17 protein-coding genes are annotated in these 17,452 nt (G+C 68.9%); 10 read left to right on the top strand and 7 right to left on the bottom strand.

The genetic code is table 11. From position 1 onward, the window contains the following. Positions 1 to 116: 116 nt before the first annotated feature. Together mshD and ACWF9G_RS19575 are read right to left on the bottom strand one after the other, a co-directional pair. Positions 117 to 1,025: a mycothiol synthase gene (gene mshD, locus ACWF9G_RS19580; RefSeq protein WP_452516894.1), complete on the bottom strand. Its 909-nt coding sequence runs from the start codon at positions 1,023 to 1,025 to the stop codon at positions 117 to 119. A gap of 75 nt (positions 1,026 to 1,100) precedes the next feature. Beyond that, positions 1,101 to 1,862, bottom strand: a complete 762-nt coding sequence (locus ACWF9G_RS19575; protein ID WP_379310331.1) for a winged helix-turn-helix transcriptional regulator — start codon at positions 1,860 to 1,862, stop codon at positions 1,101 to 1,103. A gap of 218 nt (positions 1,863 to 2,080) precedes the next feature. On the opposite strand from ACWF9G_RS19575, the gene ACWF9G_RS19570 reads away from it, so the two are divergent. The 6 genes from ACWF9G_RS19570 to ACWF9G_RS19545 all read left to right on the top strand — a co-directional run bounded on the left by ACWF9G_RS19570 (position 2,081) and on the right by ACWF9G_RS19545 (position 6,154). Then, positions 2,081 to 2,926 (top strand): LmeA family phospholipid-binding protein, encoded by an 846-nt coding sequence (locus tag ACWF9G_RS19570; RefSeq protein ID WP_452516893.1) that lies wholly within the window; start codon positions 2,081 to 2,083, stop codon positions 2,924 to 2,926. Next, a complete protein-coding gene (locus tag ACWF9G_RS19565) occupies positions 2,923 to 3,357 on the top strand; it encodes a thioredoxin family protein (RefSeq protein ID WP_452516892.1) in 435 nt (144 codons plus the stop codon). Before ACWF9G_RS19570 ends, ACWF9G_RS19565 begins: the two co-directional genes overlap by 4 nt. Positions 3,358 to 3,634: 277 nt before the next feature. Further along, entirely contained in the window at positions 3,635 to 4,105 is a 471-nt protein-coding gene (locus ACWF9G_RS19560) for a DUF4395 domain-containing protein (protein WP_452516890.1), read from the top strand. 31 nt (positions 4,106 to 4,136) lie between these two features. Further along, complete coding sequence (locus tag ACWF9G_RS19555; protein WP_379310327.1) at positions 4,137 to 4,970, top strand: sulfurtransferase; 834 nt, start codon at positions 4,137 to 4,139, stop codon at positions 4,968 to 4,970. A 5-nt stretch (positions 4,971 to 4,975) separates the two neighbouring features. After that, positions 4,976 to 5,281: a DUF1416 domain-containing protein gene (locus ACWF9G_RS19550; protein WP_452516888.1), complete on the top strand. Its 306-nt coding sequence runs from the start codon at positions 4,976 to 4,978 to the stop codon at positions 5,279 to 5,281. A gap of 180 nt (positions 5,282 to 5,461) precedes the next feature. After that, the gene (locus tag ACWF9G_RS19545; protein WP_452516887.1) at positions 5,462 to 6,154 is read left to right on the top strand and encodes an FABP family protein; all 693 of its coding nucleotides are present in this window, start codon (positions 5,462 to 5,464) and stop codon (positions 6,152 to 6,154) included. Between the two features lie 331 nt (positions 6,155 to 6,485). On the opposite strand, the gene cydC is transcribed toward ACWF9G_RS19545, so the two are convergent. The 5 genes from cydC to ACWF9G_RS19520 all read right to left on the bottom strand — a co-directional run bounded on the left by cydC (position 6,486) and on the right by ACWF9G_RS19520 (position 14,000). After that, a complete protein-coding gene (cydC, locus tag ACWF9G_RS19540; protein ID WP_452516885.1) occupies positions 6,486 to 8,228 on the bottom strand; it encodes a thiol reductant ABC exporter subunit CydC in 1,743 nt (580 codons plus the stop codon). Continuing rightward, a complete protein-coding gene (cydD, locus tag ACWF9G_RS19535; RefSeq protein ID WP_452516884.1) occupies positions 8,225 to 10,381 on the bottom strand; it encodes a thiol reductant ABC exporter subunit CydD in 2,157 nt (718 codons plus the stop codon). Before cydD ends, cydC begins: the two co-directional genes overlap by 4 nt. Positions 10,382 to 10,384: 3 nt before the next feature. Beyond that, positions 10,385 to 11,413 carry a cytochrome d ubiquinol oxidase subunit II gene (gene cydB / locus ACWF9G_RS19530; RefSeq protein WP_452516883.1) on the bottom strand — a complete coding sequence of 343 codons (1,029 nt, stop codon included), beginning with the start codon at positions 11,411 to 11,413 and terminating at the stop codon, positions 10,385 to 10,387. 9 nt (positions 11,414 to 11,422) lie between these two features. Continuing rightward, on the bottom strand, positions 11,423 to 12,919 hold the full coding sequence (locus tag ACWF9G_RS19525; protein WP_452516881.1) for a cytochrome ubiquinol oxidase subunit I: 1,497 nt from the start codon (positions 12,917 to 12,919) through the stop codon (positions 11,423 to 11,425). A gap of 178 nt (positions 12,920 to 13,097) precedes the next feature. Next, positions 13,098 to 14,000, bottom strand: a complete 903-nt coding sequence (locus ACWF9G_RS19520; protein ID WP_452502116.1) for an aminodeoxychorismate lyase — start codon at positions 13,998 to 14,000, stop codon at positions 13,098 to 13,100. A gap of 100 nt (positions 14,001 to 14,100) precedes the next feature. Here ACWF9G_RS19520 and ygfZ point away from each other — a divergent pair, with 100 nt between their 5' ends. The 4 genes from ygfZ to ACWF9G_RS19500 all read left to right on the top strand — a co-directional run bounded on the left by ygfZ (position 14,101) and on the right by ACWF9G_RS19500 (position 17,324). Beyond that, positions 14,101 to 15,216: a CAF17-like 4Fe-4S cluster assembly/insertion protein YgfZ gene (ygfZ, locus tag ACWF9G_RS19515; protein WP_452516879.1), complete on the top strand. Its 1,116-nt coding sequence runs from the start codon at positions 14,101 to 14,103 to the stop codon at positions 15,214 to 15,216. Next, positions 15,213 to 15,977 carry an MOSC domain-containing protein gene (locus tag ACWF9G_RS19510; protein ID WP_452516878.1) on the top strand — a complete coding sequence of 255 codons (765 nt, stop codon included), beginning with the start codon at positions 15,213 to 15,215 and terminating at the stop codon, positions 15,975 to 15,977. Before ygfZ ends, ACWF9G_RS19510 begins: the two co-directional genes overlap by 4 nt. Then, positions 15,974 to 16,924 (top strand): asparaginase, encoded by a 951-nt coding sequence (locus ACWF9G_RS19505; protein ID WP_379311481.1) that lies wholly within the window; start codon positions 15,974 to 15,976, stop codon positions 16,922 to 16,924. The genes ACWF9G_RS19510 and ACWF9G_RS19505 overlap by 4 nt, the downstream gene beginning before the upstream one ends. 175 nt (positions 16,925 to 17,099) lie before the next feature. Continuing rightward, positions 17,100 to 17,324, top strand: a complete 225-nt coding sequence (locus ACWF9G_RS19500) for a DUF3073 domain-containing protein (protein WP_189030048.1) — start codon at positions 17,100 to 17,102, stop codon at positions 17,322 to 17,324. Positions 17,325 to 17,452 lie beyond the last annotated feature (128 nt).

The raw sequence follows: 17,452 nt of genomic DNA, 5'->3' as shown, positions 1-17,452 counted from the left end.
CGAATAGGGCTACGATTGTGACGTTTGCCCCAGTTTTACTCACACGTACCCGGTCATCCGCGCAATATTCAGCGGCGCAGAAGAATTCACCCGCGGTGTGAGGTGTCTCGCAGCCGTCAGGGCAGCGCGTAGGCGACGTCGATGTGCGCCGGGGCGAACCCGAGTTTGGTGTAGGTGTGCACGGCGGCGTGGTTGTCGGCTTCGGTGTAGAGCAACACCTCGGCCAGCCCCTCGGCGCGCAGGTACCGCAGTCCGGCCAGGGTCAGCAGCCTGCCGAGGCCACGGCCCTGCGCGGACGGATCGATGCCGACCACGTAGACCTCGCCCGCCGGCGCGGCGTCGGGATGCGCCTTGGTCCAGTGGAATCCGAGCAGGCGCGCCGGATCGGCGGCGTCGAAGGCCAGGAACAAGCCGGCCGGATCGAACCAGGATTCGGCGCGCCTGGCCGCGATGTCGCGTTCGGTCCAGCCGCCCTGCTCGGGGTGCCAGGAGAATGCGGCGTTGTTGACCCGCAACAGTTCGGCGTCGTCGGCGGGGCCTTCGTAGGTGCGCAGGACGAGATCATCCGGCACCACCATTTCCGGTAGCTCCGGGGTTGCCAGCGATCGGCGCATCTGCCACAGCTCCCGTGCCGTGACGAGCCCGATGCCGGCCGCGACCGCCTTGGCCGCGGGCAGGTCACCGTGCGCCCACACCCGCGCGCCGGGTCCGCCTTCGGTCAGCGCGGCGCGCACGAGCTCGGCGCCGACGCCGTCGCCGCGCGCGGACGGGTCGACAGCGACCTCCGCCATCGCGGGGTGTTCGTCATGTGCCGCAACGAGATTCGCGTAGCCGACGAGTTCGCCCGCGCGTTCGGCGAGCAGATGTCTTGTCGCCGGGTCGGCCGCGGCGAGGGAGAGCACCGCCTGTTCGGAGACCGGCGCGACACCGTCGGCCGCCTTCGCCCTGGCGAGCAGGTCGCGCACCAGCGTCGCGGTCGCCGGATCGATCCGGTCGGTCCAGGTCAGGGTTGCTGTCTGCGACATCGCCGTCCTCCTCGCTGTGCGCGGCTGGCCGACGACCACGCCGCGCCGTACCGTCCTGGCGCTGCTCGGCGCGCGCTACTGCGCGCTGCCGTTGAGCGGGGCCAGCGAGTCGTCGCCGTCGACGTCCTCGTCGTGGAAACTCACCACGTCACCCTTGGTGGCGGGCGTCCTCGCCGGGCGGACCGCCTTGTAGCCGACATTGCGCACGGTGCCGATCAGCGACTCGTACTCGCTGCCGAGCTTGGCGCGCAGGCGCCGCACGTGCACGTCGACGGTGCGGGTGCCGCCGAAGAAGTCGTAGCCCCACACCTCCTGCAGCAGCTGGGCGCGGGTGAACACCCGGCCCGCGTGCTGGGCGAGGTACTTGAGCAGCTCGAATTCCTTGTAGGTGAGGTCGAGCGGGCGCCCGCGCAGCCGCGCGGTGTAGGTGCCCTCGTCGATCACCAGCTCACCCAGGGTGATCTTGCCCGTGTTCTCCGGGCTGGCCACACCACCGTTGCGGCCGACCAGCAGCCGCAGCCGCGCGTCCAGCTCGGCGGGGCCGGTGCCCGGCAGCAGGATGTCGTCCAGGCCCCAGTCCGCGTTGACCGCCACCAGGCCGCCCTCGGTCAGCACCGCGACGACCGGCACCGAGGAGCCGGTGCTGCCGAGCAGCCTGCACAGACCGCGCGCGGCGGCCAGATCGGTTCTGGCGTCGACCAGCGCGACATCGGCGCTGCCCGCCTCCAGCAGGGACGACACCTCGGTCGGCGCGGGCCGCACGTTGTGCGCCAGTAGCGACAACGACGGCAGCACCGCATCGGGGTTGGGGTCGGAGGTCAGTAGGAGCAGCTCCACCGGGCTCTCCTCCTATCTCGTGGCTCCGCGGACGACAGCAGCCGCGTAGCTACGTCGCCGAAACACAGGTCAGTCGATTGCAACATTAGCCCCTGAAGGCTGATGACCTCGCACCATGGGCCGAGTCGCGGTGTCTCTGTCGCCATCCATCCCACTTCTGACCTGACCGGAGGGTGCGACGGAGAAGTGCCAGGACGCCCGCCGCTAGGGTGAGGAGCATGCGCAAGCTGATCATCGGGCTGCTGTGCCTGGCCGGGGTGGCGGTGGTGATCGATTTCGGCGCCGCCGCCTACACGGAGTACCACGTATCGCGGCAACTGCGTGCCGGAGCCGACTTGTCGGCCGACCCAGAAGTGACCATCAAGGGCTTCCCGTTCCTCGCCCAGGCGATGTCGGGCCGCTACGACGACGTGCTGATCCGCGCCCGCAGCATGCGCCCCGACATCCCCGGCGAGATCGCACTGGAGGCCAATCTCTACGGCCTGCACGCCTCGGCGAGTCAGTTGGTCGACGGCACCGCGCGCACCGCGCAGGTCGACCGCGTCGAAGCCAAGATGGCGATCGAGCCGACCGAGCTGGGTCGCCTGTTCGGCATCCCCGACCTGCAGGTGCTCGGCCCGCCCGCCGACAAGTCCGACGGCACCGGCGGTTCCGGCGGTTCCGGGCTGACCACCGCGGGCGCCCATGTCCTCAAGGGCTCCCTCCCGGTCGCGCCCAACGGCCGCGTGCTCGGGCCCGGCGTCGTCCCGACGAGCAACGCGACCAAGGTCGAGGTGCAGGTCGAAGCCGATCTGCTGCTCGACGGCGACAAGATCAGGATCCAGGCCACCCGCTTCTACACCGACCGCACCTCGACCGCCGATACCCCGACCTCGACCACCAAGTCCGAGATCCTCGACGTCGATCGACCGGCCGTGCTCGAGCGCTTCAGCCGTACGATCGATACCAAGGAACTGCCGTTCGGCATCGCCCCCACCGAAGTGGAGGCCAAAGGCGGCCAGATCATCGTCTACGGTGTCGGCCGCTCCCTGACCATCGACCTGGACCGATTGCAGCAACCATGATCGAACTCGTCATCCTCGCCGCCGTGGTGCTGGCCGCCGTCGCGGTCGGCCTGCTGCTGCGGCGCAACCAGGGCCGCGTCCGCCCGGCCACCCTCGACCCCGAGACCGCCCAGCGCGCCCGACTGCTCGACGCGGCGGGCGTCACCGGCGCCACCCCCGCGGTGCTGCACTTCTCGGCCGACTGGTGTGGCCCTTGCGACGCGGTCCGCCGGGTCGTCGCCGGCGTCACGGCCGACCTGTCCGCATCCCCGAACGCACCGCGCGACATCGAGGTCGACATCGACGCCGACCCCGCGCTGGCAAGGGAACTCAACGTGCTCTCGCTGCCGACGACCTTCGTCTTCGACGCCGAGGGCAAGGAGCGTTTCCGCATCTCCGGCGTGCCGAAGGCGGGCGATCTGCGCACCGCGCTCGAACCGCTGACAGTGTGATCTAGCCCCCTGTTACGGGGGCCCGGGACATTTCCCGGGACGACCGGGTAAACTGCTTCTCGTGCAATCCGACCACGAGCTGATGCTCACCCGACGCCGCACAGTTGATCTGTGTCGGCTCGGTGGTTGTTGCTGCCTGTGCCGCTGAACGGTCGGCATCTCTGAACGAGATTCCTGACGCCGACCTATGTCCGCCGCGCGAGTGATCGTCTCGATCCCCCGGCGAACTGGCAGATCCGAAGTCAACAGACTCATCTTCAGCGCAGGAGTTCGCACAATGACCATTTCCCTTGATTCCCCACCGCGCGTCGACGTCCGCGGGCCACGTTTCGTGGCCTGGGTGACGACCGGCGTGCTGGTTCTGGTGCTCGTCACCGCCGCTTTCTCCACCGTCGCCGCCGCGATCCTGATCGGCCTGCAGGCCGTCGTCTTCGCGATCGGCGCGTCGGGCGGCCCTGCCAAGAACCCTTACGGCCGGATCTACGCGGCGTTCATCGCGCCGCGGCTCGGTCCGCCCACCGAGACCGAGCCCGTGCCGCCGCTGCGTTTCGCGCAGCTGCTCGGCTTCGCGTTCGCCGGTCTGTCCCTGCTGGGCTTCGTGCTCGGCTCCCCGATCGTCGGCGCGGTGTTCGCCGGCTTCGCTCTGTTCGCGGCGTTCTTGAACGCGGCGTTCGGGGTCTGCCTGGGCTGCCAGATCTACCCGCTGGTGGCCCGCTTCCGCCGGTCCACTGCCCCGGCATCGAACTGAACCCCTGCAAGTCATCTCTGAAAGGAACAACATGGCTCGCTCCGATGTCCTGGTCTCCGTTGACTGGGCCGAAGAGAACCTCAACGCCCCCGGCGTGGTCTTCGTCGAGGTCGACGAGGACACCTCCGCCTACGAGGGTGGCCACATCGAAGGCGCCATCCGCCTCGACTGGAAGACCGACCTGCAGGATCAGGTTCGCCGCGACTTCGTGAACCAGGAGCAGTTCTCCGACCTGCTCTCGGCGCGCGGCATCAGCAACGACGACACCGTCGTGCTCTACGGCGGCAACAACAACTGGTTCGCGGCGTACGCCTACTGGTACTTCAAGCTCTACGGCCACAACGACGTCAAGCTGCTCGACGGTGGCCGCAAGAAGTGGGAGCTCGACGGTCGTCCGCTCTCGCGTGACGCGGTCTCGCGCCCGGCCACCCAGTACAAGGCCTCGGCGCCCGACAACTCCATCCGCGCGTTCCGCGACGAGGTCATCGCGGCCATCGGCGCCAAGAACCTGGTCGACGTGCGTTCGCCCGACGAGTTCTCCGGCAAGATCCTGGCTCCCGCGCACCTGCCGCAGGAGCAGAGCCAGCGGGCCGGCCACATCCCGACCGCGATCAACGTGCCGTGGAGCAAGGCGGCCAACGAGGACGGCACCTTCCGTACCGACGCCGAGCTCGCCGAGCTGTACAAGGACGCGGGCCTGGACGGCGAGAAGGAGACCATCGCCTACTGCCGCATCGGCGAGCGTTCCTCGCACACCTGGTTCGTGCTGCAGGAGCTGCTCGGCCACCAGAACGTCAAGAACTACGACGGCAGCTGGACCGAATACGGTTCGCTCGTCGGCGTGCCTATCGAGTTGGGAGCGTAATCAATATGTGTGCAGCACCTACCCAGAGTCAGGCCATCCCGGCCGGTGTCGACGTGGAGAAGGAGACGGTCATCACGGGCCGCGTCCTGAGCGCCGACGGTCAGCCGGTGGGCGGCGCGTTCGTGCGTCTGCTCGACGGCAACGGTGATTTCACCGCCGAGGTCGTCGCCTCCGGCACCGGTGATTTCCGCTTCTTCGCCGCGCCGGGTTCGTGGACCCTGCGCGCGCTGTCCTCGTCGGGCAACGGCTCGGCCTCGGTCACCCCCGAGGGCGCGGGCATCCACTCGGTGGACGTCGCGGTCGCGAAGTAAGAACCTCACAACGGCCCTGGTAGTTCCTGTGCGGAAACTACCAGGGCCGTTTTCGTGTCCGCTCACCGGACTCGCTAGACTCCGATTCGTGGTCCTCTTCTTCGAGATTCTCCTTGTCGCCGTGTCGATCCTCATCGGCTGGTTCGGCCTGTACGTCTTCTACCGGCTGTTCACCGAGTCATGAGCGGGCTCGCGAGCGAAGGTTCCGAACCGGCCGAGCGCGCGAGCACAGAGCAAGACGCTCCGGCCGAGCGTCGCAGCGGTGACGAGGCAGTCAACGTCGCCGCCGAACGGGCCAAGGAGACCGGTGTCAGGAACATCGCGGTCCTGGCAGGTCTTCCCCTGCCCACCGACACCGCGAACCTGCGCGAAGGTCCCGACCTGAACCACGCCATGCTGGCGCTGCTGCCGCTGGTCGGCGTGTGGCGGGGCGAGGGCGAAGGCAATCATTCCGCCGACGGTGACTACCGCTTCGGCCAGCAGATCGTCGTCTCGCACGACGGCGGCGATTACCTGGTCTGGGAATCGCAGACCTGGAAGCTCGACTCCGAGGGCAACTACGAGCGCCCCGATCTGCGCGAGAGCGGCTTCTGGCGCGTCGGCACCGAGGGTGACGACGAGATGCTCGAGCTCCTGCTCACCCACAGCAACGGCATCGTCGAGCTGTTCTACGGCACCGCCCGCACCCAGTCCTCCTGGGAACTGGCCACCGACGTGGTGATCCGCAGCCAGTCCGGCGCGGTCGTCGGCGGCGCCAAGCGCCTCTACGGCATCGTCGAAGGCGGCGACCTGGCCTACGTCGAGGAACGAGTAGACGCCGACGGCGCCCTCGAACCCCGCCTCTCGGCCCGCTTGCAGCGCTATATCGGCTGACAGACGCACCGAAGGCCCCGCGCTGCTGCGCGGGGCCTTCGACGTTCTCCGGAGAAATGGAGCGACCCCCGAGCCGTTTCGCTGCGTTCGCTGAACGCGGCGGTCCCGGTTGGATCGTCCGGGGGCTCGGGGGTCGGGTGACTGCCTGGGATTCGCTCAGCGCACCGCTGGGGAATCTCCCGCAGTGGTGCTGCTAGCGGGCAGCCACCTCACGCATCCGATGAACATACATTCCTCAGATCACCTCCTCTCTTGTGTACTGATGAATCTATCGGCACGTCGTGAGCTCGGCAATTGATTTTCTCGTCGCGCTGACCTGGACGAATGCAGGTCAATGCGCCGGGTGGGTGAGCTGGCAGGTGCCGGTGGCGTCGACGGTGACGATGGTGTCGGCGCGGTGGTCCGCCGGGAGCTGATGGGTGACGACGACGACCGTGCGGTCCGGGTCGACCAGGCCGCTGTCGGTATCGAGGAGATCCCGGAGCAGTTGTTCGCCTTCGGCGGCGGCCAGGTGCTCGGTGGGCTCGTCGAGCAGCAGGGTGGTGGCTGGGGCGACGAGTGCGCGAGCGAGGAGGATGCGTCTGCGCTGTCCGCCTGATACCGCGGCCGCGCCTGCGGTCAGCCCCGTGTGGATGCCGTCGGGCAAGGAGTCCAGCCAGGGGCCGAGTCCAACTGTGTGCAGCGCCGTTTCGGCGTCTTCGACCGTGAGGTCACCGCGCGCGACGCGCAGGTTCTCCAGGATCGAGGTGCCGAACAGGTGTGCGTCCTCGGCGAAGAAAGTTACCCCGTCGCGAGGCGCGTCGAACAGACCCGCCCAGGACATGAGCAGGGTCGTCTTGCCCGCACCGCTGGGCCCGATGACGACGATTCGGCTGCCCTCGGGCAGCGGGATACGCGGCAACCGGGACTCCGCGCCGGCGAGCGTTTCGGGGACCTCGTCCACCCGGCTGCCCGAAACCGCGCCACCGCCTTCCCCTGCGGCGCCGCTGGTCTCACCGGACTCGGCGGCGCGGAGACGGTGCAGGGCTGCGCGGGAAGTCGTCAGAGTGGTTGCCGCGGCGGGGAGGGCGCCGACGGCTTCGAAGGCCGACAGCGGGACCAACACCAGGATGGTGAGGGCCATCGGGGTCATGCCGCCGGGCAGTCCGCCCGTCGGTCCGTAGGCGGCGATGCCGACCAACAGGGCGCCCAGCGCGCTGACGCCGATGGACAGCGGGGTCGCCGCGGCGGCCCAGGCGCTGTGCGAGGCGGCGGTGTCCTCGGCTTTCACCGCGCGCCGGGTCGCCTTGTCCGCCTGGGCGAGTGCCGCGTCGAGCTTGCCCGCGACGCGCAGTTCGGCGGCATGGTCGAGCACGGTGACCGCCTCCGCCGTGAACTCCGCACGGTCAGCGCGCACCGCCTGCTCGGCTTCCCGCGCTGCCACTCCCGACAGCCACGGCGCCAACATCCCCGAAACGGCTAGGGCAACAGCCAGAATCACCGCCGCGGGCACCGAGATGAACGCGATCAGCCCGACCGCCGCGAGTGACAGGATCACCGCCACCGCGACCGGAACGAGCACCCGGACCACCACCGCACCGAGGTCATCGATATCCGCGCCGATCCGCACGAGCAGATCACCCCGCCGCATCTCCCGCAGGTCACCACGCCCGCGTTCCGGTACGTCCGAACCTTCGGACTGGGAACGATCCGCCGAAGTCCCCTTCCACCACCAGATATCCGAATGCGCCAGCGTGCGATACACCGTCGTCCGCGCCGTGGTCATCGCCCGCAGCGCCACATCGTGGGTGGCCAGCCGCTCCAGATACCGGCACAGTCCCCGCGAGATGCCCAGCGCCCGCACCGCGACCACCGCCACGCTGAGATACAACACCGGCGGCATCTGCCAGGCCCGCGCGATCAACCACGCCGCCAGCGCGGCCAACCCGAGCCCACTACCGAGCGCCGCCACACCCCAGGCGATCGCCACCACGACCCGCCACGGCGACAACGCCAGCAGTTGCCGTATCTCCCGCAGGTCCTGCCGCAACGACCCATCACCGGAACCGCCACGCTCGAGCCCGACTTCGGTCATGACACCGCCACCCCCTGCACGCCATCCGCGACGCCGTAGCTTCGAGATTCCGCGCCATCGCTGTTCGTCTGTGTGCCGGAGCCACGGTTGGCAGAAGTGCCGCCGATGCCGAAGCTGGTGTCCGGGAACGCATCAGCCGAGGCGGCTCGAGCAGTAGGTGTCGGCCGGTCGGGATCGTCGTCGCCGGGGCAGTCGGTGGCGGGTGCGCTGCTACCGACTACCTGGACGACGACGTCCGCTGCGGCCAGGACTGTCGGGCGGTGGCCGACGACGACAACGGTCGCGCCTGCGACCGCGAGGGCGCGCAGAGTGGTCAGCACGTGCTGCTCGCTCTGCGAGTCGAGGTGGGCGGTGGGTTCGTCGAGCAAGAGAACGGGGCGGCGGGCGGCCAGCACCCTGGTGAGGGCGAGGCGCTGTCGCTGGCCCAGTGACAGGCCGATGCCGCCCTGGCCGACAATCGTGTCCCAGCGGGACGGCAGTTCGTTCAGCACGGCGTCGAAACCTGTGGCGGTGCTGATCTCGTCGAGGTCCGCGGCGGAGGCGTGTGCGCCGAGCAGTTCGACATTCTCGCGCAGTGTTCCCGGGACCAGCACCGGTCGCTGCGGCAGCCAGGCGATGCGGGCCCACCAGCTGTCCGGGTCGAGCTCGCGGACATCGGTACCGTCGACGAGGACAGCACCGGCATCGGGCGCAACCAGGCCGAGAATCGCTTGCAGCGCGGTCGATTTCCCGCATCCGTTCGGCCCGGTCAGCACTGTCACCGCCCCGGGGGCGAGCTCGGCGGTCAGACGATCGGGCGCGTTCCCGGACCGGGCCGCAATCGTCAACCCACACAGCATGATTGCCGAACCAACCCGACTCCGAAGGTCGCCGATCTCCGCAGCCCGCCGGCTCGCATCGGACCCGACCCGGTGCGCAGAGTCGGCAGACTCATGCGCGACCGGAACGACACCATCAGCCGCCCACTGCTCATGGGGGCGCCGAGTGGCCGCATGAATCGCACCCTGCTCATGGGTGCCCCGGACGCCACCGCGTGCCGCGCTCTGGTCGCGGGCAGCCGACGCGCCATCACCGACGAAATCGCCCGCCTCCAGCACCGCGAAAGCCTTGTCCCCCGCCGCCATTCCATCCTGCGCCGCATGGAACTTCTCCCCCACCTGCCGCAGCGGCCAGTACACCTCCGGCGCGAGAATCAACGCGACCAGCCCGGCGTACAAACTCATCTCCCCGTACACCAACCGCAAGCCGATGGCGACGGCGATCAGCGCGACACTCAAGGTCGCCAGCGACTCCAGCACCATCGAGGACAGGAACGCGATCCGCAGCGCTCGCATGGTTCGCTGCCGCAGCGAATCACCCAGTGCCTCGACCTGATTCACCATGCTCGGCCCGTCGGCCCCTTCACGGCCGAGGGCACGCAATGTCGGCATGCCCGCGAACAGGTCGAGGAGCTGGTCGGACAGGCGGGTGGTCGCGGCGAGGGTCGCTTCGGCGCGGCCCTGGGTGAGCAGGCCGATGAGCACCATGAACAGCGGGATCAGCGGCACCGTGATGATCGCGATCAGCGCCGAGGTCGGATCGTGGAAGGCGATGACCACCAACACGATCGGCGGCACCAGGCAGGCCAGCAGCAGGGCAGGCAGGTAACCGGTGAACCAGGCGCGCAGGCCGCTCAGTCCATTGCCCACCACGACCGCGATCTCGGTCCGGCGCGCGTCGAGTTCGCGCGGCGGCAGTTCCGCGCCCGCCCGCAGCACCGCCGATTCGAGCTCGGCGACAACGGTGGCACCGGCTCGGTGCGCCAGCCGCGCCTGCCACCAGCTCGCCGCCGCGCGCACCGCCACGGCGACGGAAAGCCCGATCAATTCCGTTGTCCACGCGCTGAACTCGCGCTTGCCGGGGTCGGTGATGACCCCGGCAAGCACCCGGCCGAGCAGGACAGCGATCACCACGATCGTGGCCGTGATCACCAGCGCGAGCAGCACCGACACCACCAGGTGTGGCCGGGCCGAGCGGGCGTACCGCAGCAGGCGAGGATCGACGGGGCGGCGCTTGGCAGTCCGCGCACCGTCCTCTGACGTGTTCGCGGATGCTGATCCGGCACCGGTCTGCCGATCGACCGACCTGTGCTGCGACCTGCCCGCCCGTGCCATGACTCAGTCCTTGCTGGTCAGCGGCAGCCCGGTCGGCGCCGGAATCTGCTCGACGGTCAGCCGCTGACGGAACACCCAGTACGTCCAGCCCTGGTAGACCAGCACGACCGGCGTGGCCAGCAGGGCGGCCCAGCTCATCACCTTCAGCGTGTACGGCGTCGAGGACGCGTTGTAGATGTTCAGGTCGTAGAGCGGGCTGATGGTCGACGGCAGCACGTTCGGGTACATCGAGCCGACGATGAGCACGGTCGCCGAGATGACCGTCAGCGTGGTGCCGACGAAGGCCCAGCCGTCGCGGCCCGCCGCGTTCGCCGCGCCGGCGAGCACCAGGCCGAGCACGGCCGTCACCAGCACCGCCCAGGTCCAGCCCGCACCGTAGGCGAGCTGGGTCCACACGCCGAAGCCGCCGACGATCACCGCGGTCGGCACCAGCAGCAGCCGGACGATGCGCTGCGCGTCGGTACGGACCTCGCCGCCGGTCTTGAGCACCAGGAACACCGCGCCGTGCAGGGCGAACAGGACGCCGGTCGTCAGGCCGCCGAGCAGGGCGTAGGGGCTGAGCAGATCCCACACCGAGCCGACGATCTGGCGATCGGAGTTCAGCGGCACCCCGCGCACCAGGTTCGCGAACACGCAGCCCCAGGCCAGCGCCGGGATCCAGGAGCCGATCCCGATGCCGATATCGCACCAGGCCCGCCATTTCGGATCGTTGATCTTGGCGCGGTATTCGATCGCGCAGATCCGCAGGATCAGCGCGACCAGCAACAGCAACAGCGCCAGATAGAACCCGGAGAACATGCTCGCGTACCACTCGGGGAACGCCGCGAACATCGCACCGCCCGCGGTGATCAGCCAGACCTCGTTGGCATCCCACACCGGGCCGATGGTGTTGAGCACCACGCGCCTGCGGGTATCGGAGCCCTTGCCGAGGATCGGCATCAGCATGCCGACCCCGAAATCGAAGCCCTCCAGCACGAAGTAGCCGGTGAACAGCACGCCGATCAGTACGAACCAGAACTGCTGCAGATCCATCACCGGCTCCTAGTAAGCGAAGGAAAGTTGTTCGACGGCAGGCTCTTCCGGTTTGTGATGCCTGCCGGTGTCCGGTCCGTCGGGGCCCTCGCCGGGGGTGGGCGGCGTCGGTTCGTCCGGCCCGGCGACGGTGTACCGGCGGATCAGGTAGAACCACACCACCGCCAGCACGCCGTAGAGCAGCGTGAACACCACGAGGGAGAACACGACCGTCGCGGGCGCGTGGTCGGAGACCGCCTGCTGCACCGTCATCCGGATGTTCGGGTCACCGGTCGGGTTGGGCACGACCGCCCATGGCTGGCGGCCCATCTCGGTGAACACCCAGCCCGCGGCGTTGGCCAGGAACGGGGTGGGGATCGCGAGCAGGCTCAACCAGGAGAACCAGCGCTGGTCGGGCACCCTGCCCCCGCGGGTCACCCAGAATCCGGCGAGCAGCAGCAGCACCGAGCCCGCGGCAAGGCCGATCATGGCGCGGAAGGACCAGTAGGTGACGAACAGGTTCGGCCGGTAGTCGCCGGGCCCGTACTCGACGTTGTAGGTCTGCTGGAGATCGACGACGCCGTCGAGGGTCACGTCGGTGAACTTGCCCTCGGCCAGGTACGGCAGCACGTAGGGCACTTCGAGCACATGGGTGACGCTGTCGCAGTTGTTGTGCGTGCCGACGGTGAGGATCGAGAAGTCGGGGTCGGTCTCGGTGTGGCACAGCGATTCCGCCGAGGCCATCTTCATCGGCTGCTGCTCGAACATCAGCTTGCCCTGGATGTCACCGGTGAAGATCACCGCGACGCCGGCCAGGGCGACCACCACCAGCGAGGCCCGCGCCACCGGCCGCCACATGGTGCGCGCGTCCTCGAGTTTGGCCGGGTCGCCGCTGCGCGCGTTGCGCACCATCCACCAGCCGGCGATGCCGGCGACGAAGGTACCCGCGGTGAGGAAAGCGCCCGCGACGACGTGCGGGAACGCGGCCAGCGTCGTGTTGTTGGTGAGCAGCGCCCAGATGCTTTCCAGCTCGGCGCGTTCGGTCTCGGGGTTGTACCGCGCGCCGACCGGATGCTGCATGAACGAGTTCGCGGCGACGATGAAGTAGGCCGACGCGTTCACACCGAAGGCCACGATCCAGATGGTCGCCAGGTGCACGAGTTTCGGCAGCCGGGTCCAGCCGAAGATCCACAGGCCGATGAACGTCGACTCCATGAAGAACGCGATGAGCGCTTCCAGCGCCAGCGGCGCGCCGAAGATGTCGCCGATGAAGCGGGAGTACTCGCTCCAGTTCATCCCGAACTGGAATTCCTGCACGATGCCGGTGGCGACGCCGATGGCGAAGTTGATCAGGAACAGCTTGCCGAAGAATTTGGTGAGCCGGTACCAGTGTTCCTTGCCGGTGATCACCCAGGCGGTCTGCATCATGGCGATCAGCGGCGCCAGACCGATTGTCAGCGGTACGAAGATGAAGTGATAGACGGTGGTGATACCGAATTGCCACCGGGAGACGTCCACAATGTCCATCCGACCCTCCAGCTTCTACTACGACAAGTTGTAGTAGATCGTACGCCTGGATCTCCCCCTGGTGAGCGTGACAACCGCCACGACACGCCGAAAGGTTACTGCGCGAAGGGGATCTACGCGGCCCGACCGGGGATTCCCGGCGCCGCGGGGGCACGCCCACCCGTGCCCCGGACACGACTCACCAGTCGCCGATGGTCCCCGGCCGTTCGACCCCCAGATTCACCATGTCGATGATCTCCTGCGCGTTGTCCGGCGCCGACATGCGCACACCGTCGAGCTGATTCACCCGCGCGGCCAGCGTGATGCTCGACAGCAGCCAGATGCTGTCGCAGTCGAACAGGTCGGCGGTGAACAGCGACTGGTACTTGCACTCCCAGCCCTGCTTCTCCGCCACCGCGAACAGCGAACGCTGCGTTACCCCCGGCAGCACTCCGCTCTTCGCGGGCGGGGTGATGAGCTGCTTGTCGCGCGCGATCACGACGGTCGAGCGCGGGCCCTCGAGCACCCGGTGCTCGGTGCTGTGGAAGATCACGTCCTCGGCGCCCATCCGCCGCGCGAACCGCAGTGCGGCCATATTGGTCGCGTAGGAGAGGGTCTTCGCGCCGAGCAGTTGCCACGGCGCCGCCTGCGCGAGGTCGACCGAGATGCCGCGCGCCAGCGACATCACCTTCACGCCTTCGGCACGGGCCGTCGCGACCCGAGCCGGTACCGGGGAGACGAGCACGTACGCGGTGGGCTTCGGTTCGGTCGGGGTCAGTCCCGCCGGAGCGTCGTATTCCGAATCGCGGCCGCGGGTGTAGATCAGCCGCAGCATGCCTTCCTCTTCCGAACCCCACTCCTTGCACGCCAGCTCGACCGCGGCGCGCCATTTCGACAGCCCCGGCTCCGGCAGCTCGAGCGCCTGCGCGGACCGGCGCAGCCTGGCCAGGTGGAATTCCAGCGCGGTCGCCGTGCCGTCGCGGACCAAAATCGTTTCGAAGACACCGTCGCCGCGCAGTGCGCCGATGTCGTCGGCATAAAGCGACGGCGCGTTCGCATCAGCGACCGCGCCGTCGAGTGTCACAAGTACCCGTTCTCCCATGTGACGAGCGTAGGCGTTATCGCTCCGTTATGCCTACGGCTGCTCCGAATCGGACGCCCGGCTGCGGCGCGTGTCGGTGGACGCGCCTACAGTGGGTCTTGTGTCGGTGGTCGTCGCCCCCAGTCCTGTTCTCCACACTCCGGGTGCCGTCGCGGGCGCACCTGGCTCCCCGGACGCCGCGGTCGCGTGGCATTACGGTGATCCGTTCGGCGAGCAGAAGGCCGCGGCGCAGCGCGTCGCGGTGGTCGATCGCTCGCATCGCGGCGTCGCCAGGATCACCGGCGCCGAGCGGCTGAGCTGGCTGCACACCATCACCAGCCAGCACATCGCCGCGCTGCCCGACGGGCACAGCGCCGAGAATCTCGACCTCGATCTCAACGGCCGCGTGCTGCACCACTTCGTGCTCACCGATCTCGACGGCACCGTCTGGCTCGACACCGAAGCCGAGCGCGGCGCGGACCTGGTCGCGTTCCTGCAGAAGATGGTCTTCTGGGCCGACGCCAAGCCCGAGCCCGCGCCCGACTACGCCGTGCTGAGCCTGCTCGGCCCGCAGGTGAGCACCCTGCTCGGCGCGCTCGGCATCGCCGCGCTGCCCGAGGTCTACGCCGCCGTCGCGGTGCCGGGTGGCGGCTTCCTGCGGCGCATGCCGTGGCCGAGCGCCGATTCCTTCGACCTCGTCATCCCCCGCGCCGAGCTCACCTCCTGGTGGACCAAGCTCACCGAGGCGGGCGCCGAGCCCGCGGGCATGTGGGCCTTCGAGGCCTTGCGCGTGGCCGAACTGCGTCCCCGGATCGGCGTCGACACCGACGAGCGCACCATCCCGCACGAGGCCCGCTGGATCGGCGGCGTCGACGAGCACGGCGCGGTGCACCTGAACAAGGGTTGCTACCGCGGGCAGGAGACGGTCGCCCGGGTGCACAACCTCGGCAAGCCGCCGCGCAACCTGGTGCTGCTGCACCTGGACGGCTCGGCCGACGAGCGCCCGGCCACCGGTGCCGACGTCACCGCGGGTGGCCGCACGGTCGGCAGGCTCGGCACGGTCGTCGACCACTACGAACTCGGCCCGATCGCGCTGGCCCTGATCAAGCGGTCGGTCCCCGCAGGCACCGAACTCGTGGCAGGCACCATGGCCGCCGCCATCGACCCCGACTCGATCCCCGCCGACGATGTCGTACAAGCGGGCCGGGCCGCCGTCGACCGGCTGCGCGGGCGATGAGCCGCCCGATCATGCGCGTCGGTGACACCGGCCGGGTGGAGGCCGTGTGCGTCGTGCACGCCGAACTCGAGGTCCGCACCCGCGTCGGGCGCACCGCCATCGACAAGCGACCCGTCGACGGTCGCGTCGAAGTGCGGGCCCTGGGCCTGGCCGGTGATCACGTCTGCGACACCGCCAACCACGGCGGCGCGCACCAGGCCGTCTACGCCTACGGCGAGGAGGACGCCCGCCGCTGGGCCGGTGAACTCGACCGCGAGTTGCCCGCGGGCTGGTTCGGCGAGAACCTGCGCCTGAGCGGGCTGCCGATCAGCGATGCCGTACTCGGCGCGCACGTCACGATCGGCGACACCCTGCTCGAGGTCAGCGCGCCCCGCGTCCCCTGCTCGACCTTCCAGCAGTGGGCGGGCGAACGACAGTGGGTGAAGCGCTTCTCGCTCCAGTCCGACACCGGCGCCTACTTCCGGGTGCTCACCGAGGGCACGGTCGGCGCAGGCGACGAGGTGCGCGTGGTGCACGTGCCCGCCCACGGCATCACCGTGCGCGACGTGTTCACCGGCGCCGACCCCGCGCTGCTGGAACGGCTGCGCACCGAGGAGCCGACCATCTCCGACGACATCCGCATGCAGATCGACCGGCACACCAGAACCCGCACCGACGTTCCCCTGGAGGTCCGGCCCATGAGCGAGCGTCAGCGAGCGAATCAGCAGCTCAGCGTGCGCACGCTCATGACGGAGCCGAGCGCTAGCGAGGCGCAGTCATGAGTGTGGAACTGGTCGAGGTCGTTCGCTCGGGATTTCGTGAGTGCGTGCACCGCGGCTCGGTCGTCGTGCTCGATGCCGACGGCACGCCCACCCTCGAGCTCGGCGAGGTGCACGGCCCGATCTTCCCGCGTTCCACCAACAAACCGATGCAGGCATTGGCCCTGCTACGCAGCGGTTTCGACCCCGTCGACGACGACGAACTCGCCGTCGCCACCGCCTCGCACTTCGGCGAGCCCGACCACATCGCCCTGGTCCGCAGACTGCTCGACCGCTACGGCTTCGCCCCCACCGACCTCGCCTGCCCACCCGATCTACCCTTCGATGACCGCGCCCGCGCCGCCGCGCTCACCGGCTCAGGCCCGAGCCCGCTCTACATGAACTGCTCGGGCAAACACGCGGCGATGCTCGCGACCTGCGTGATCAACGACTGGCCGCGCACCGGATATCTCGACGTCGAGCACCCCCTGCAGCAGGCGGTGCTCGCCACGATCGCCGACGTCACCGGCGAACCGGAAACCGACCTGGGCATCGACGGCTGCGGCCTGCCGATCGTGCCCGTCTCACTGGTCAACCTCGCGCGCGCCTTCGCCGGCTTCACCACGGCCGAAACCGGCACCGCGCCGCGCCGGATCGCCGATGCCGTTCGGGCGAATCCGCGAGTGATTTCGGGCACGAAGGGCCCGGACCTGCTGGCCATGGCGGCCACCCCCGGCCTGTTCTGCAAGATCGGCGCGGACGGTGTGCACGCGGGTGCGCTGCCCGACGGAAGGGCCTTCGCGTACAAGATCGACGACGGTCACGACCGTGCCCGGATGCCCTTGACGCTGGCGATTCTGCGCAGGCTCGGGGTCGATTGGACCGACGAGCACACCGACCTCGCGGCCACCGCGGTACTCGGCGGCGACGCCAGAGTCGGTGTGATCCGCGCGATCCCGGGGGTGCTCTGAGACCGGGTGCGCTCGGCGAAGAAGGGGCAAACGGCACCGGTTCGGTAGTTCTTCACCCACTCCTGGAAGCGCGACCGCCTGACACACGCTAAAGTGTCTGTCAGGAAGAGTATTAATTCGAACGGGGCCGCCAACAAACCCCAGGCCGCCCCGCAGTGACGCGAGGGGGTCAGCCATGGGCCGTGGCCGGGCTAAGGCAAAGCAGACCAAAGTCGCACGTGAGCTCAAGTACAGCTCCGCGCCGACCGACTTCGCGAGCCTTCAGCGCGAGCTGTCGGATAGCACTCCGCTCCACTCCCAACCAAGGAGTGGCGGCGTGATTTCCGATGAGCACGACGCAGACGATTCGCCGTCCCGTTGGAACAACGAGGACGACGACTACGACAGCTGGCGTCGCTGATCGAACGCCGGTGAAGGGGGAGGCCACGACGGCCTCCCCCTTCAACCGTTGTTCCGGCAGCGATCCAGGCTCGCAGCAGTACGGCGAACATCCGAATACACGACGAGCGTCCTGTGCACACACAGGAC

The organism is Nocardia sp. NPDC055029, from assembly GCF_053608525.1.
This window is presented reverse-complemented; position numbering and strand designations above follow the sequence as displayed.

What these genes read in the sequence shown, in the direction of transcription:
- ACWF9G_RS19570 (WP_452516893.1), top strand. Translation starts at nt 2,081, where the DNA reads ATGCGCAAGCTGATCATCGGGCTGCTGTGCCTGGCCGGGGTGGCGGTG.
- ACWF9G_RS19500 (WP_189030048.1), top strand. Translation starts at nt 17,100, where the DNA reads ATGGGCCGTGGCCGGGCTAAGGCAAAGCAGACCAAAGTCGCACGTGAG.
- ACWF9G_RS19550 (WP_452516888.1), top strand. Translation starts at nt 4,976, where the DNA reads ATGTGTGCAGCACCTACCCAGAGTCAGGCCATCCCGGCCGGTGTCGAC.
- ACWF9G_RS19545 (WP_452516887.1), top strand. Translation starts at nt 5,462, where the DNA reads ATGAGCGGGCTCGCGAGCGAAGGTTCCGAACCGGCCGAGCGCGCGAGC.
- ACWF9G_RS19520 (WP_452502116.1), bottom strand. Translation starts at nt 14,000, where the DNA reads ATGGGAGAACGGGTACTTGTGACACTCGACGGCGCGGTCGCTGATGCG.
- ACWF9G_RS19560 (WP_452516890.1), top strand. Translation starts at nt 3,635, where the DNA reads ATGACCATTTCCCTTGATTCCCCACCGCGCGTCGACGTCCGCGGGCCA.
- cydD (WP_452516884.1), bottom strand. Translation starts at nt 10,381, where the DNA reads ATGGCACGGGCGGGCAGGTCGCAGCACAGGTCGGTCGATCGGCAGACC.
- ACWF9G_RS19555 (WP_379310327.1), top strand. Translation starts at nt 4,137, where the DNA reads ATGGCTCGCTCCGATGTCCTGGTCTCCGTTGACTGGGCCGAAGAGAAC.
- ACWF9G_RS19505 (WP_379311481.1), top strand. Translation starts at nt 15,974, where the DNA reads ATGAGTGTGGAACTGGTCGAGGTCGTTCGCTCGGGATTTCGTGAGTGC.
- ACWF9G_RS19525 (WP_452516881.1), bottom strand. Translation starts at nt 12,919, where the DNA reads ATGGACATTGTGGACGTCTCCCGGTGGCAATTCGGTATCACCACCGTC.
- cydB (WP_452516883.1), bottom strand. Translation starts at nt 11,413, where the DNA reads ATGGATCTGCAGCAGTTCTGGTTCGTACTGATCGGCGTGCTGTTCACC.
- ACWF9G_RS19565 (WP_452516892.1), top strand. Translation starts at nt 2,923, where the DNA reads ATGATCGAACTCGTCATCCTCGCCGCCGTGGTGCTGGCCGCCGTCGCG.
- mshD (WP_452516894.1), bottom strand. Translation starts at nt 1,025, where the DNA reads ATGTCGCAGACAGCAACCCTGACCTGGACCGACCGGATCGATCCGGCG.
- cydC (WP_452516885.1), bottom strand. Translation starts at nt 8,228, where the DNA reads ATGACCGAAGTCGGGCTCGAGCGTGGCGGTTCCGGTGATGGGTCGTTG.
- ACWF9G_RS19510 (WP_452516878.1), top strand. Translation starts at nt 15,213, where the DNA reads ATGAGCCGCCCGATCATGCGCGTCGGTGACACCGGCCGGGTGGAGGCC.